This is a genomic window from Chryseolinea sp. T2 (assembly GCF_037203685.1).
Taxonomy (GTDB): domain Bacteria; phylum Bacteroidota; class Bacteroidia; order Cytophagales; family Cyclobacteriaceae; genus Chryseolinea.
Genome location: NZ_JBBCAU010000003.1, coordinates 184,172 through 200,514, shown reverse-complemented (window position 1 = coordinate 200,514; position 16,343 = coordinate 184,172). Strand labels below are relative to the sequence as shown.

Sequence of the window (16,343 nt, the reverse complement as noted above, 5' to 3'; positions counted from 1 at the left end):
CAGCCTTAACCGGCTCCTCCGCCATAGAATGACGTGAACCAATAGCGTACGTAGAACAACTCGCGGTAAATCTGCCTGATCTCCGGATCGGCATTTTCGGTTCCGTGCGTGTAGTTTTCCACCAGTCGCGCGTGTGAAAGAATGTCCTGGCCTTCAGTAAAAGTGCGCGGTATGAACTGTCGTGCTTCGTATAATTGACCTCGCTGAATGAGACCACGGCTCCTTCGTCCGAGTATTGCTACGCGATATATTGTGGGACTGTTCCTGTATAATTCTTCAGCTAAAGCGATTTGTTCTCTGTTCCCGAGAGCGAAAGCGTTGTAGTTATAATGCTGTGCAAAGTTTAACCATGACGGGATGACATTCAGTTTAATAGGCTCGGCCATGTGAGTTGCAGAATCCATTAGAATTCGTGCTACTTCTGGTTGATTTTTGAATATTGATATCTCCACACCATACAGGTAAGCAATGATCCTTGCGGGAGTTGGCGAGAATGTACGGTTGAGCGTTGAAGACAACTCCGGATGACCGGCTGCCGCCACAAAACCGGAAAGGGCCATTAGTTCATTCAGAAATGTAGTTTTCTCTACAACGGAGTACCGCTGCTTGGATGCTTCGAGTAACGGTATGTCTATTTGCCGCACGACAGCCATCCCTTTTGCAGTGTCGCCGTCAACAAAATATTGGCGAGACAGCATGATCTTGAGGTTGTTTATGTCCACCTGTGAACCCTGCGGATGTGAATCAACAAGCTTAATGGCGCGGGCAAGTACCTCGTTATGTCCCCGTATCGTCCGCCACCTGTTTCCCATAGTATTGGCCCATACTGGTATAAGACGAAGGTCTGTTAGCGAGGCATACGTCGATTCAAGTGTTCCCTTGTTTATCATGTATTCAAAAAACGAATCTCCATGTCGTTGCGACAGTTGCCAGTTTCCCAGGACATCGGGATAAAGAAACATCTGGCGCCGTGACATTGACTGCGTCCTGATCTCGAACACATAATAATACGGGAAGGTCAGAACAACTGCCTCGCCGGTTTCACTCAGATTCGAGAAGTGAGTGAATGCCTTTTGATAATAGCTTTTCAGATCGTCGTTATTTTCTATGCCGCGGTCATTGTGATATCGTTCGGAGAAGAGACCTAACCTTTTGTAGTGCATGGCTAGACGAAACTCGCGTTCGACTGGATCTGAGAGTTGCCCAACTGTACGTTCGTAGTCCTCGACAATAGATTGATACTGTTCGCGTGAACCACGACACAGGTTCAGCGGATATGTACCACCTTCGGAGCCGTTTGACTGAAGTCCGAATTTCAGCCGGTCAAATTCGGAGAGATAGGCCGAACGACAAACCAGATCATCATAAATTTGAAGCGCGCTTAGCTGCGGGAAATGCTCAACGAGCCATGACACGGTTTTGCCCACGAGGTTGCGATGTCCGTATTGATAAAGAAATCCGATAACGTTGGACCGCGTACTGTAAAGACGATCTTCAAAGTATTCGGTCGAGCCCAGTTGCTTTTCAAAACACCAAAGTACATTATCAATATCCCCAACTGAAGCATACAGGCTTGCCAGCATGTGATAGCCTCCTCCGTAGCTGAGATATCGATAACCGCTAACTTCACGTGCACCGGCCTTGTAGATCTCATCGAATCTATTGCCAGGGTGCCGGGGCGAAATCAACGAAATCAAGTGCAGGATTTGGTCGTGCGTCGCATTCCCAAACGCAAGCCAAAGTTGAACGCCTTCATTTAGGGTTGTCGTTTGATCAAAGAGAACTGATTTATCGGCAGGTAGTCCGTTCTTAAAGAAACTTTCGATCGATTCAAATAGCTCACCGGCATTCTGGTGAAGCGTTGACTCGGAAATCTTGTCCCCGTCATAGTAGCTTTCGGTAGCATACAACTGAGTTATTGCCGCCTTAATTCGAAATTGTGTACCTGGCTTCAAAGCTTTAAAGTCAGGTGACTGCATTAAACTTTGCAGTTCGGCAATGATTTTCGTTCTGATGTTGGATCCATGAAAGGAGGGACTGGGATAACCATACGTGTATGCCTCCCACAATACTATCATGCGATCCTCAAGCGATGGTACCGTTTTCAACAACTCGAATCCGGCACCAGGTGAATGATATTCTTCGGTGAAGAAGTAATTCGCTTTGCTGTCCATGGGGACATTTGGGCTCCTGAAAAGTGTGCGCCCCTCGGAAATAACCTGCTTAATGACAACTGCAGGTTGTCGTCTGTACAGGTTATAAAGGAAGAACCCACCGACAAGGACCAATAGCACGACTGAGAACCAACCAATTATTTTCCCTGCTCCATGTTTAACGAGCAACCTGCTTACAGCAACCTTTCTAGCGCTCTGCTTCAAATAACGTTGCAGGTCTGTGAGTACCGACTCGGCGTGTAACTGGTCTGCGGTGGTGTTTTCAGTTTTATCGAGATAACGCTTTATCCATGCGCTGTTGGGCTTGCACTCACTATACCATTTCTCAAAAAAGGTGAGGGGACCTATTGGAATCAGATAGCCGCTGTTCATGCCGCTATCCTTCCAGCGTTTCAGATGTTTAGATACATCCTCAAAGGTTGTATAAAAATTGTATTCCTGGTTAGCCCATCGGAGAAGCATGCTCCAATTGCGAATGAGACTTTCGTGAGTAATATCAAGAACTGCATCAGACGCAAGTTTGCCCTGCACTTCAAATGTGAAGGGACGTATAAACGAATTGTCCGGCAGCCTGAAGATCTGCAGGATGTCCGCCAGCACTTCATGAGTTACTGACGGAACGTTGATAATCGCTGCAATCTCACGGACAGACATCCTATGACGCACAGCCCTGCCGTTATCTATTTTTGTAAGGCACGCAAAGGTGATGGCAATGCATCTTTTTATTTCCCTGGCATGAAGTGCGACAATTGCCTGGCTTGCATAACGTTCTATTGCGTTGTTATATAATTTTCGAGCATGAATTTCAATTACGCTGCCGAGCCGCGCGTTTTGATAAAGTTCGCGCTGGCTGGGTGGTTGCTGCTGAATCCAGGTGTTGAACCTTTCCTTGTCATTGCCCGGCAGTTCTTCGAAGGGCAGACCACCCACCATGGCATAGTGAATCAAATCCATTTCTTCGCCAGTCTCCGCTGCCTGTACCCAAATCTGTCGTAGGGCATGCTGAAGAATGGGTAACTGATCGATTCCTTCATTCAGATCATAAATCAATCGCTCAGCGAGCCTACGCGATATGCTGTTGCCATTGAGAGCAGCGGGCTCTTCAATGACTTGCCGGAGCTCGCTTCGATTCAGCCTCGGAACAAAAAATTGAGAGTACCCAATAAATTCCGGAAGTCCTCTGAACGTGTTGCATTGTCCGATATAATCGGACCGCATGGTGAAAACAACATAGATCGGTAATTCACGCTCAAGCGCTATCCTCGCTGTTTCCAGCATCAGGTTAACGACTAGTTGAGCATCATGGCCTGGTGCTTCTCCACTGAAATTTTCGGGATTGGTAAAGAACTCTTCAAACTGATCAACAATGATGAGGAGATTTGATGCTTTGTACTTCAGCTGCCTTCTTTCCGCGTCAGAATTGGCCGAAACAATTTCGTGCGTGTCCGCATATAGATTTGAATTCAGATAAATATCCACCAACGAGGAAAATCCGCGGTTAAGTTCGGTTTCAACGGACAGTACATCAAGTTGGAAGGTGCGGGACACTGCGTTCAACAAGTTTCTTAACGGCGTACGTTCCGGCCTGAAATCGACGATCGACCAGTTTGAATACTTTGCTTTAAAGAAACCTGATTTCGCCTGTGGAACAAGGCCTGCGTATATGAGCGACGATTTGCCATCTCCTGATGCACCAGTCAGCATTAAGAACTTGCGCTCCGAAAGTTGTTTGGCAACGAGGTCAATCTGCCCATCCCTGCCTTTAAAATAGATACTCTCCTCCTCGGTGAATGACCGGAGACCTGTGTAGGGACAGAGTAGGTCAATATCAGTCGGTCTCTGATGCATAATATATAGGAAGATCTAAAGCCGATTGATGACTTTCATGATAGTCAGCCCATGAAGAGTTCGGCGTATTCAAAAAATCATTAAAGCCACGGTATACACCTGTAAGCAGCGTGACGCTCTCGGAATCCGAAACATCGTCAGGTAATGTGTTATATGCGTCATAAAGGTCACCATGAAATGCAACACCTCTTCCGATCAGATAAAAAGCAATATACTTCACTTCGATGTTCTTGATCATATCATACGCCGCAGTGATGTTCGGTTGTTGCTCATGTACTAATTCTGCGTAAACCACGATTGAGCGAAAATCCATGCTGCCTCTGTTGCCTGACCTGACATTTACTAATTCTTTTTCAGCGTCCGCGATAAGTTTGTCAGGACCTTTTTCAACGTGCTGAAGCGACAGCAGTTGAGAAGCATACGAATACAGTGCGACACGATTTTCGGGGAGATCAAATGCGCTAACCAGTTTGTCAACTAATTTGGAGTCCTCATACTGTGCCATGTCAGCCAGGCATCTGGCCATCAGGCGAACGGGAAGAGAAGGATCGAAACCGCTAACAAGCATTGCGCGAATGTCCGTTGACGCAATATGGTTGTAATAGGATAGTGCCGCTTCTTTGTCATTCTTTTGTGAAGCTCCGCGTCCAAGATACATGTAAAGAATCGGGAGAGCCGGAATGTTTCGATCATTACGAGCTGATATTTTTTTCTCGAGATTCACCAGTACATCGTAGTCGATGTCCCTTGACAATGTATACATCAGATACGATTCGACATATAAGTAATCACGCAGGTAAATATTCAGATAGGCAATATCAGATGCGTCGCTGTATAACTTATCAAAAATATTTCGTTCCAGCATATACTTAAGAAACGCCTGCGATGTATAGAAGAAGTGATAAAGACGTGGCTCATTGGGATGGAAAGGAGTGCGAACGTCCGGGAAGATGAATAGGAATTTTCTTTTTACGGAGATTCTGGCGTAGTGACTCAGCTCAGGAATGTCAATATGCTGGTTGAGGTAATCTTCCGAAACCAGCGAATAATGTAGCATCGCCTTATCAAACAAAACATCATGCTTCTTTATCTGGTCGGTCTTCGAAGAGATTTCGAGCAGGCGCACATTTAGTATAGCTTCGTCCTTATATGAAAGGGCGAGGGTAAAGTTCTTCGGGTCCGATTGCTGAATGTTTTCCAAAACCGCTTCGCGATACTTCTCAAAAAAGAAATGAAGTTGAGTACTGTCGCTGTATTCAAGCGAAAGGTTTAGCCTGAAGTCGTAGTTGGGAAGCATCGGTGTTACCACAGTCGCGAACTCGTAAAGCTTGCACCGTGCGAGGAGCAATGCATAAAAGTTATCGGATGTAACTCCAGCCCTTTTGCAATAGCCATTTACGAACTCGTCTAACGCCGTTGTCTGGTTGTTTATATAAAACGCCTGAGCGATGTGTGAGGCATTATCGGCGTTTGAAGAGTAGGTGTCCTGAAAGTATGGATCATTGTATTCCAGTAACGAGTCGATGCACTGCAGGGCTTTTTTGGCGTCACCTTGAGATGCGTAGAGATACCCAAGCTGCTGGTACAAGCCATTGTGTGTGAAGCCGCCGTAGAAGCCGATCCGTGAAACCTTATTTGCATTGTAATTCTCGGCAATCCAGCCTGACTGTTTGCCATTGATGGGACTCATCAATGCAATTGCCTCTTCTGTGTCCTTTACACTGAGTGCTTTGTAACTCACTGCCCGTTCGAGGTTCAGATTGATGGCGGGTATATCCGCCAAACCTGCCGGTTGCATGCGCAAAACGTCCAGTGCGTACTGCCCGCCTCGTGCCGCATTTTTATGTCGGATTTCATTTATTTTCTCATTGGGCAGATAGACGTACGCAATCTCGAGTCCCTCGCCGAAGTCACTGATGTTTTTTAAACGCTGAGCTATCTTAACCGGGGAGCGTTCCTCCTTAGGCAAACTCTCCAGCAGGCTATCAGTGAGAAGAATGCTCTGCAGGAGAATATCTGCAGGTTTACCTCTGCCCTGATATGCAATGACAGTCTCCATGGCAATCGAAAATTTGATGCGCTCCGATAGATCATCAAGTGAGTTAACGAGGTGAGGTAACGTCGCCTGACCGAGTCGCAAAGCTTCAATGGCCAGCTGACTGCGCGTTACTGCGTTGACGTTGTACTTCCTGATGTCAGCAAACACGTCAGTCATCATTTCCTGAAGGACTTGTTTGTTCTGACGTTCGTAATAGTTCCTGGCAACGAACGACGTCAATGTTAGAAGTGCAATGAGGCCAAGAACAATGCCGGTCTTGCGGTTGCTGTAGTGGAGCAACGTTCGGGTTAGGCGATGCTTTTTAGTACTTGCCTTCAGAAACTTTTGTGAATTATCCTCGATGGCATTGGCCTCCTGATTGCGGCGATGTACATCGTCCTCTTTAAGGTAACGTGCAATCCAGGGGGCATTGAACTTCTGTGTTTTGAGCCACCCTTCAAAATAGGTCAGGCCCCCGATCGACAACAGAAAGTCGGTCGACTGCTTTTGTTCTAACCAGCGGTTAAGCTGTGTTTCAAAGTCACGTGAGATGGTGTAGCTAGCAAATTCCTCAGCCGCCCATTCATTCAGCTTGTCCCAATTTCTGATCAAACTTTCATGGGTAATATCGAGGATGTCGTCAGGTCGCAAGTCATGAACGTTGTCGGTGAACGGCCGAAGCAGTGTATTCCCCGGCTCTCTGAAAATCGTCAGAGTTCTTCCGATGACCTCAACAGAGACTCCAGGCATGTCAATAATTCTCCAGATGTCGTTTAAAGTCATCCTGTTGCGTACAGCCCGGGTGTTATCGATTTTTGTCAGGCACTTGAAAGTATAACTGATGATCCTTCGTGTCTGCTCTTCCGTCAGAATTTGCCGATCCTTATCGGGCAATGAGTCCCATGCAAGCTGGTAGAGTTTGTTAGCATGGGTGTTGAGAACATTCTTCAGGTTGGGCGAATGGTAACAGTCTTTTACTTTTTGAGGCAGTGTTTCAAACCATCCGCGAAACTCTGCCGCACCATCCGTCTGCAATTCATTCGCACCAATTCCTCCGACCTTAGCATAGTGGATAAGGTCCATCTCAACGGCACCGTTATCCGCCATCTTCCAAATTTGATTCAGCGCGTGCTGCAGGATTGGCAGCTGATCCGATCCATCTTCGATATCATAGATCAGCCGCTCGGTAAGTCGCCGCGATATTGCGTTTCCATTCAGTACAGCGGGCTCCTCGATCACCTCGCGCAGTTCCCTACGATTGAGCCGGGGCAGAAAGAATTGAGAAAATCCAATATAGCCAGGCAGCCCACGGAATGCAGCACATTGACCAATGTAATCCGATCGCATGGTCATGATCACATATATGGGCAACTGTTCTGTCAGTGCTATGCGTGCAGTCTCCAGTAAGATATTGGTAACTGATACAGACTCCTGTGAGGGAACACCGAGATGAAAATTCTCCGGGTTAGTGAAGAATTCCTCGAACTGATCGGCGAGTATCACAAGGTTTGCTGCCTTTCTGTTCGCAGTGCGATCGTGTTGCTCAGCTGAATTCGGATCAAGATAGTAAGTAGATGCCTTGTACATGTCCACGAGCGCAGAGAACCCATAGTTGAGTTCGGTTTGCACAGTGTTGACATTGAGATCAAGGGCATTGGCAAGTGATCGACTGAGATTCTTCATGGGAGAACGCTCAGGTCTGAAGTCAGCAACTATCCAGTTTGAATAGCTGGCTTTAAGAAAACCGGCCTTTGCATTCGGAATAATGCCTGCATAAACCAATGAAGATTTACCATCGCCGGAAGCACCAGTAATGATAATGAACTTGTTGCGTTCAAGCTGCTGAGTAGCCTGGTCGATATGTACGTCCCGTCCTTTGAAATAGATGGATTCATCTTCAGTGAAGGGACGCAAGCCAGTGTATGGACAGAAAGCCTGTTCAGAGGACATTTGCCACACCGCGCTAAGGTTGAACAACTTTTACATAAACTCGCTTCACTTCCTCTGGCACGTCCTGTTTGGGTACAATTGATGATACAACTTTCGGTGCTTTAAACGTACGGGCTATGTTTGAGCGGGGATCATCTTCGCCAATTAGCATAATAGGTGTAGGGGATGATGCACCGCCAATTTGTTTCCAAATTTGTTTGGCGAACGGAATAGCCCAGTCGGCCGCGTATTTAAAATACACAACGGCTAGCCTACTCTTTGGGATCTGCTGCTTCGACAATTCGCGATAGGCCTCTTCACTGTCGGGCAGAATGTTCATTGTCTCAATAGGATATACATTGCTGATAAGATCAGTGATCAACTCTGCATCCTGTTCATCCTGCTGATTGAATATAAAAAAGATATCTGTATCCTTTGTGTCAAGCTGAGGCACTTCCTTCTGGACGGTAATTGCGCGCATGTCCTCCACAAGCTGCATGGGGCCTGTGCTGTTGGAGAAGACCATGTCCCGTGTAATATTATTCCGGATGTGATTGATAAAGGTAGCCTGTGCCGGTTTCATCGCTTCGCCACTCTGTGCCCCCATTAATGTCTCGCGGGCCTCAGGCGAAAACCAAATGAAGGTCTGAAATCCCATTTCACTTTCTGACTTTTTTCGCGCCTCCTCAAACTGAAACGCAGGGAATGACATCGAGTCATCGGCCTCAAATCTGCGTCCATACTCATTGCCTAATATGTGCAGCGAGCACTTCGACTTTTCCATGTACTCTCTGACTTTGTCTCTGAACGCATCTTCATCCGAAGGACAATCGATAGTTGGCACTACATCGAAACCAGCCTTCTGCAAGGTTATCAACATTTCCTCCCTTTTAGCCTTTAGCTCGAATGAAGTCCAGGCAAGGTATACTGTTGTTCGGTTGCCGTTTGACACCGCATATCGAATTGTCTCTGGGACGCTTGCGCTTATCGATGCCGTTGAGAACGGTCGTATTGGTAAGGAAAGAGTCGGATTAGGTCCCGAGCCTCTCTTTAGTGACACAATCAGATCCTTAATCGCATTAGCCACTTTGTTGATTTGATTGCGATAAAGCGTTCCGCTCTGGTTGTCCAAAAGGCCATCATCCTTTTGACGAAGTGGCCGGTTAACTCCTGCAGACTTATAAATAAAATCTATCGTTCGCAGGGCTCCGTTTAGTTCTCGTTCGAGAAGGCGGGTATCTTCCACATCGATTTCATGGATTCGAACAGGTAGCATCCGGCTGGCTACGTTTCCGTTGGTCAGCGTGACGTCCGGGCCCAGCTCGCCATTGGCTGCAAGTGATTTAAAAGGAAGAAATTCCTGACGCCATGCAAAACTCGATGTATCACAATAGGTGTTGGATATGATTGGAATAAAAATCAGCGCATTCAGCTTGCTGGCCAACGACTTGTCAACGTTGTGAATGTCCCTGATCCCATCCTCCGGATTTTCATCGAAGTATATCGACAGGCGATCCTTAAGCGTTGCAACCAGCTCCAGGCGAAGATTGTGAACAAAGTCAGACACCCATTGATCGTACTTGTTATCGTTGTGCCGATAACTGATGAATATGTCGTACTCGAATCCCGGCAGTATCGAAGGCATGGCTTTGTTAAAGGCTAAAAAACCACAAAATATAGTTCATTTTCACGGGGTAGGGTCAAAGGACGATGAAAATAATACCCTGCTTCACGGGATTCAGGGATAGCTGCAAAAACAGGGGTGAATGTTGCAACTTTCGATCCTGTCGGATTCACCAAACGCATGCTTAAATAAGGGTTCAAAAGCTGGTGAGGTTGTCGAGGATCGCAGCAAGTGTTTGAGTGGTTTCTAAAGGTGATTAAGATCTGAGCGGTTGGATGTACCTTCACAGCTCTTCACAAGCAGTGTGCTTGTGTGTGAATAGCACCTTCAGTTTTATGTTGCCACTCAATGTGCACAAACGCCGTATGGAAAAAATCTGAGACGATTTATGAAGTGATGCTCCCTAAATTTTCGATATCGTCGCATATTCGACTGTACTTACATCCACATGTGTCAATTTCATTTTGTGCTTCTGCTGATGTGCTCGTGTGCGTCGCTGTTGACAAACGCTCAATCTGTTTATTCGGTGAAACGAATCGAGAAACAAGTCGTGATTGACGGTAATTGGAACAAGCGACCGTGGAAGGATATTCCGTCTGTGAAAGTCGAAAACAGGATGGGAGATGAACCACGGTTTACGCCTGTAACGGAGGCAAAGGCCTGTTACGACTCAGCGAACATCTATGTCATCTTTCGAGTTGAAGACAAATTTGTAAAAAGCACCGTAACCGAATACAACGGTAATGTATCAGGCGACTCATGCGTTGAGTTCTTTTTTTCTCCTGATACTACACATCCTGATCACTACTTCAATCTGGAAATAAACGCGGGTGGCACGCCATTGATATTTTTCATTACAAAGCCCTGGACAGAAGTGCTGAGACTTCCGGATGATGCCATCCGTCAGATCGAAATAGCTCATTCCCTGCCTAAGGTCGTAGATCCGGAGATCCAGAAGCCGGTGACGTGGACGATCGAATACAGAATTCCGATCCGGATGCTTCGTCAATTTGCAAATGTTACCTTACCAAAGGCTGGTGTCGTCTGGCCAGCGAACTTTTACAAGACAGGAAGCAAAACCAGTAACCCGCATTATTACACGTGGTCGCCGGTTTCGAACCCGGTCCCCAACTTTCATTTGCCGGAATATTTTGGCCGCATTGCCTTCAAATAATGATGGACAATCAGAAGACACAGACCCAACCAACTTACATATGAACAGACGAAATCTTTTGAAAGGCGTAACAATGCTGCCGCTGGTGGGTGGATCAACGGTAACGCTGGGCGCACCTTTGGCATCTGCATCACCGACATTGCCGGAGCGTGACTACTTCAAAGAGCTGGGCATCCGAACGTTCATCAACGCAGCTGGTACTTACACCGCTATGACCGCGTCGCTTATGCCCCAGGAGGTAACAGATGCAATTCGTGCTTCAAGTCAGCACTTCGCCATGCTTGACGACGTTCAGGATAAAGTCGGCGCCCAACTGGCTAAGATATGCAAGGCAGAAGCAGCCATGGTAACTGCAGGTTGTTGGTCGGCCCTCGTACTGGGCATGGCTGGAATCCTCACGGGTACCGACGACAAGAAGGCAGCGAAACTTCCTTTCCTCGAAGGCAGTGGCATGAAGTCGGAGGTTATCGTTCAAAAGTCTCATGCTAATGGCTATCACAACGCATTGACAAATACCGGCGTAAAGATCGTGATGATTGAAACGCGTGAAGAACTGCGCAAAGCGGTCAACGAAAAAACCGCCTGCCTCTGGTTCCTAAATCGCGAAGCAGGTGTTGGTCAGATCAGGCATGAAGAGTGGTTGAGTTTGGCGAAGGAGTTTGGCATTCCAACAATGATTGATATTGCCGCCGATGTACCTCCTGTAGAGAATCTGTGGAAGTATAATGAAATGGGCTTTGACCTCGTGTGTATTTCAGGAGGTAAGGCATTGCTGGGGCCTCAAAGCGCTGGTATTCTCATGGGTAAAAAGGACTTGATTGCCGGAGCCCGCCTCAATGCACCTCCCCGTGCCGGAATAGCACGCGGGCATAAGGTGAACAAAGAAGAAATTATCGGCATGTATGCTGCTATCGAACGCTACGTGAAACTGGATCATGACAAGGAGTGGAAGGAATGGGAGAGAAAGATAGCCTCAATCGATAGCAATGTGAAGAAAGTGAAAGGCGTTAAAACCGCCGTAGACATTCCACCGGTAGCCAATCATACTCCATCGCTAAAAGTCACCTGGGATCCGAATGTCACAAGTCTCACTGGAGACGAGTTGGGTAAAAGGATGAGAGAGGGCTCGCCATCAATTGAGATCGTGTCGTGGGAAGAGAAGGAAAGTGTTCGGCTCACTGTCTTCATGCTCAAGCCGGGAGAGGAAGAGATCGTTGGGCGCCGTCTTCGCGAGGAATTGGCAAAAGCAACCAGGGCTTAGTCAGCGACCTGACGTGCACCAGCAACAAACAGGAAACAAAATAGTAAGCGTAATAATTGGATCTGATGCATCGGTTTGACCTGATACATTTCACGCGTTTAAAACTTTCAATTGGAATGAAGAAACTTTTCATCACAGACCTTAGAGTATCCCGTCTATTTGCCTTCATTGTAATTACACTTTCACTGTACGGATGCACATCTCAGGAAAAGCATGCCGCCCTTCCTGCAGGTGACACAGACAAGGGTGGACTTGCATTACCCGACGGCTTTGATGTCAAGGTTGTTGTAGACAGCATTGGACGGGCTAGGCATCTTGCTGTTAATGAAAATGGTGACATATACGTGAAACTTAGAGCTGTGACGCCTTTGGGTGGAAACGTAGCGCTAAGGGATACGACAGGAGATGGAAGGGCCGATGTGATAAAATACTTTGGAACTTACAAGGATCCTGGAAACTATGGTACAGCAATGCGTATCTATAATGGATACATCTATTTCACTACTACGGGCACGGTGTATCGTAACAAGCTTTTAAAGGATCAGCTTCTACCGGATACAACCACAGAAGCTGTAGTAATCGACGATTACCGCAGCCGGCCCTATGGCACTGAACACATTGCAAAGCCCATAGCCTTCGACGACAAAGGCCACATTTATGTTCCGTTCGGAGCACCAGGCGATGTCTGCCAGGTTGAAAACAGAACGCCAGGATCTCCCGGCAAGTTTCCTTGTCCCGAACTTGCCATTCACGGTGGTGTATGGCAGTTTGATGCCAACAAGGTTGGTCAGATGCAAAAGGATGGCAAGCGCTACGCTACGGGTATACGCAGCCTCGTGGCCATGTCATGGAATTCGGATGATGGCAATCTTTTCGCCATACAACATGGTCGCGATGATTTCTATCGCACGTGGCCCGACCTCTACACACCCTGGCAAAGCGCAATGCTTCCATCTGAAGAGTTCTTCCGCGTAACGCAGAACTTCAACGGTGGATGGCCATACTATTACTATGATCAGATGAGTAATAAGAAAGTGCTCAACCCTGAATATGGTGGTGATGGCAAAAAGAACGATGGTGCTGATACAGTAGGACTGCCGATGATAGGATTCCCCGGACACTTTGCTCCTAACGATCTTCTTTTTTATAAAGGAAACCAATTCCCTGAGCGTTACAAGCACGGAGCGTTCATCGCATTCCACGGGTCGACTATACGCGCACCGTATCCGCAAGCCGGATATTTCGTGGCGTTTGTCCCCTTCAAAGATGGAAAGCCTGCTGGTCCATGGGAAGTTTTCGCAGATGGATTTGCACAGCGCGACACTATTGTGAACACTTCAGACTCCAAAGCACGACCTATGGGACTTTCAGAAGGACCTGATGGCTCTCTGTATATCACTGAAAGCGTGCGCGGGAAAATATGGAGAGTAATGTTTAAAGGAGACAAGGCTTCTTTCGGTGACAAGCAGCTGGCTACAATGGCAGAACATCTGAACCGTACGAATGTAAAAACTCCCGATGAAGTGAAAGATAATCTCCTGAAGGGCAAGGCAGCACCCGGTCAGGTTGCCTACGTTCGCTATTGCGCCTCGTGCCACCTGCCGCAGGGGCAGGGCGACGGAAATCGTTTCCCTCCATTGTTTGGATCCGAATGGGTGCATGGCGACCGCAAGCGTCTCATCAACGTGGTGTTGAATGGACTCACAGGCCCGATCACCGTCAGGAAGAAACCATACGACGGCGTAATGCCAGCGCATAACTTCCTTAGCGATGAACAGGTTGCGGAAATACTAACCTATATACGCACCAGACTTAATCACGGAGGCACAGCAATATCTGCGGAAGAAGTGCAGACAGTAAGAGCACAGGGCAAGTAGTTACTTCGTAAGTAACTACCGTTGCTAATGATGATCTGATTGCAGATACGACGCCAGATTCTGACGGGTAATTACCTCAAGAGGGAATAGTCTCTCCAGGGGTATTTCTCTTTGAAATAGCAGGTGATTTACGATGTTGCCAATACCCACAAAGGCCTGTCTCTTTGAATTCTGGTTGATGAGAAAATCAATTATTCCGAGGTTGAGGTAATGGATGTTCTTTTCGAGGAGGTCGTATGCTACAAAACGAAGTTTGTTCTTTCCTCTGCGTTCAATGAGGCGTGAAACGATGTGCGCGCCGCGCGATGTCGTAACCACGACACCCTTAAGATCTGTCTTCGACAGCAATTCATCAAGTTCCTTCTCAAGAGTAGGCTCATGCGCATTGTTCAGATCAAGACTAACGGTCTTATAAACCGCGCCCTGCTGCTCGCTGAAGTAATCGCGAAAACCCTTTTCCTTTTCTCTCAGGTGAAGCGAATGATGGATGTCATCGTAAACATGAAGGATCGCATAAATGCCACCCGCATCGTCGTTAAGATGTGACAGTTCTGCTCCCAGGCGACCGCTTTGATAAAGGTCCTGACCAATGAATCCAGATGATGGCTCTTCTGCGACATTGTTATTGATCACCACGAACGGAACACCATTTACTTTGCAGGCTTTAAAGAATGCCACGGCCTCCTGATGAAAGATAGGCGCCGTTAATATGCCATCAGGCTGACTGCTTAATAACGAATCTGCCACCTGCTCAAACGACTTCTTATCATAAAGATCAAAGTGGAAAGTTTCAACCACCACGCCGTACTGCGCCCACTCATCACGCGCTTTCATCACGCCATCGAAAGTCTGATGCCAGTATTCGTCCTGATCTGGATTGGGAATAAGTGCTGCGATGCGATAACTTTTATGACTCCCGAGCGTCCGGGCAATAAGGTTAGGTTTGTAGCCGGTCTCGCGAAGGATCTCCATTACACGGTTATAAGACTCTTCTGCTACTTCTCCACGGTTATGAATCACACGATCGACAGTCCCCACGGATACTTGTGCAAGCCTGGCAATGTCTTTGATCCTGATCTTCTTGGTCATTCGATAAGATTTCGCGAATAATAACTTAATAAAAATCGAAATTTTCGAGCACGATAAAAAAAGTATTTCTGGTAACGATGCCGGAATAGCACTTTTAGTTGTAAGATGCCTTAGCACGCCCGGGCTATGCTATGCTCGTTTTTTAATAGGGAATCTCTTCCAATAGCTTAACTGCCTCCAGATCCATTCGACTGGCCCATAGCGGTAGCGTTTGAGCCAATACATGCTGATGACCACCTGCACGGGATAGATCAGAAGTCCGACATATAAGGTTTGAGTCACCGTTAGTTTATCCATCAACCCAAGGCCTATACCATGGAGCAATGTCACATAGATCAACGTGTGACATAAATAGTTCGTCAGAGACATCATGCCAACATTCCGAAACGCTACCAGCAGAAAAGCGCCTGGCTTCCGGCGGTACCAAAGTGTAATCAGTCCTGCATAAGTAAGAGAGAGCGACAACACCCCAATGCGATTGAAACCCTGAAGTGACATCTTCAAAATGATGGAGTCTATTTTGGGACTAGTGACGAAATACCAGGCCGTCTCGATTATATAAGCTAAAGCAATTGCCGCACTGAAATACAAAACTTGTCTGATCACTGAAACATTTCGATCAATATTATTCAGGACACCAACTCTCATGATCCAGTACCCAATCAGGAATTTAGCAAGCGCTTGTGTCAGCTCAATCCATTCAAATATGCATTGAACATAGACGTATTGATGAATACTCCAGTTCGCCAACCAGACGCTTTTAAGGTCCGGCTGCAGAGCAAGATCCAGATAATGCTGGTAAACAACCTCCGAAATCTCGTGATCAAAGGCCTTGATCTGTACCATGATATATCTCACGATAAGATATGGTACCAGCATAAGAAAGACAGCCCATATGAGCAAACTTCGGTTGCTTGCATTCCTGAATAGCAGCATGAGCAAACCGCAAAAAGCGTAGACATGCAAGATTTCCCCCCACCAGAAGAAGATATGAATGAATCCTAATGCAAAGAGAATTGTCATTCGCCGAATGTAGAAGGGAACTGCATCCAGCCCTTTCGAGGTTACCCGATCCATCAAAACACCGAAGCCATAACCGAATAGCAGAGAGAACAGTGTTACAAACTTGTTGTCAATGAAGATCCGCATGAACAATTCGTAATAGTGATTGAGAGTGCCTTCTGTAGCACGATCAATTACCACCTGTGGCATGGTGAATGAAACAAATGAGATGAGATTGGCGAGAAGAACGCCCAGCAATGCAAAGCCCCGCAGTGCATCTACGACGCCGTTGCGTTCAATTTCTGCGATGGGCAGTTGCTGCATTGA

The 16,343-nt window shown here is 46.9% G+C and carries 8 protein-coding genes; 3 read left to right on the top strand and 5 right to left on the bottom strand.

Annotation, left to right across the window (positions count from 1 at the left end; all coding sequences use genetic code 11):
- Positions 1-5: 5 nt before the first annotated feature.
- The 3 genes from WBG78_RS10635 to WBG78_RS10625 are packed head-to-tail and all read right to left on the bottom strand — an operon-like array spanning position 6 to position 9,634.
- Positions 6-4,022 carry an nSTAND1 domain-containing NTPase gene (locus tag WBG78_RS10635; protein WP_337326405.1) on the bottom strand — a complete coding sequence of 1,339 codons (4,017 nt, stop codon included), beginning with the start codon at positions 4,020-4,022 and terminating at the stop codon, positions 6-8.
- A complete protein-coding gene (locus WBG78_RS10630) occupies positions 4,003-8,010 on the bottom strand; it encodes an nSTAND1 domain-containing NTPase (protein ID WP_337326404.1) in 4,008 nt (1,335 codons plus the stop codon). Before WBG78_RS10630 ends, WBG78_RS10635 begins: the two co-directional genes overlap by 20 nt.
- A 13-nt stretch (positions 8,011-8,023) precedes the next feature.
- Positions 8,024-9,634: a hypothetical protein gene (locus tag WBG78_RS10625; protein WP_337326403.1), complete on the bottom strand. Its 1,611-nt coding sequence runs from the start codon at positions 9,632-9,634 to the stop codon at positions 8,024-8,026.
- Positions 9,635-10,139: 505 nt separating this feature from the next.
- On the opposite strand from WBG78_RS10625, the gene WBG78_RS10620 reads away from it, so the two are divergent.
- From WBG78_RS10620 to WBG78_RS10610, 3 genes are all read left to right on the top strand, one after another.
- On the top strand, positions 10,140-10,787 hold the full coding sequence (locus WBG78_RS10620) for a carbohydrate-binding family 9-like protein (protein WP_337326402.1): 648 nt from the start codon (positions 10,140-10,142) through the stop codon (positions 10,785-10,787).
- A gap of 40 nt (positions 10,788-10,827) precedes the next feature.
- A complete protein-coding gene (locus WBG78_RS10615) occupies positions 10,828-12,048 on the top strand; it encodes an aminotransferase class V-fold PLP-dependent enzyme (RefSeq protein WP_337326401.1) in 1,221 nt (406 codons plus the stop codon).
- Between the two features lie 116 nt (positions 12,049-12,164).
- Complete coding sequence (locus WBG78_RS10610) at positions 12,165-13,925, top strand: c-type cytochrome (protein WP_337326400.1); 1,761 nt, start codon at positions 12,165-12,167, stop codon at positions 13,923-13,925.
- 24 nt (positions 13,926-13,949) lie between these two features.
- Here WBG78_RS10610 and WBG78_RS10605 read toward each other — a convergent pair whose 3' ends face one another.
- The gene (locus tag WBG78_RS10605; protein ID WP_337326399.1) at positions 13,950-15,014 is read right to left on the bottom strand and encodes a substrate-binding domain-containing protein; all 1,065 of its coding nucleotides are present in this window, start codon (positions 15,012-15,014) and stop codon (positions 13,950-13,952) included.
- Positions 15,015-15,143: 129 nt separating this feature from the next.
- Positions 15,144-16,340: a DUF418 domain-containing protein gene (locus WBG78_RS10600; RefSeq protein ID WP_337326398.1), complete on the bottom strand. Its 1,197-nt coding sequence runs from the start codon at positions 16,338-16,340 to the stop codon at positions 15,144-15,146.
- Positions 16,341-16,343 lie beyond the last annotated feature (3 nt).

What these genes read in the sequence shown, in the direction of transcription:
- WBG78_RS10635 (WP_337326405.1), bottom strand. Translation starts at nt 4,022, where the DNA reads ATGCATCAGAGACCGACTGATATTGACCTACTCTGTCCCTACACAGGT.
- WBG78_RS10630 (WP_337326404.1), bottom strand. Translation starts at nt 8,010, where the DNA reads ATGTCCTCTGAACAGGCTTTCTGTCCATACACTGGCTTGCGTCCCTTC.
- WBG78_RS10625 (WP_337326403.1), bottom strand. Translation starts at nt 9,634, where the DNA reads ATGCCTTCGATACTGCCGGGATTCGAGTACGACATATTCATCAGTTAT.
- WBG78_RS10615 (WP_337326401.1), top strand. Translation starts at nt 10,828, where the DNA reads ATGAACAGACGAAATCTTTTGAAAGGCGTAACAATGCTGCCGCTGGTG.
- WBG78_RS10610 (WP_337326400.1), top strand. Translation starts at nt 12,165, where the DNA reads ATGAAGAAACTTTTCATCACAGACCTTAGAGTATCCCGTCTATTTGCC.
- WBG78_RS10605 (WP_337326399.1), bottom strand. Translation starts at nt 15,014, where the DNA reads ATGACCAAGAAGATCAGGATCAAAGACATTGCCAGGCTTGCACAAGTA.
- WBG78_RS10600 (WP_337326398.1), bottom strand. Translation starts at nt 16,340, where the DNA reads ATGCAGCAACTGCCCATCGCAGAAATTGAACGCAACGGCGTCGTAGAT.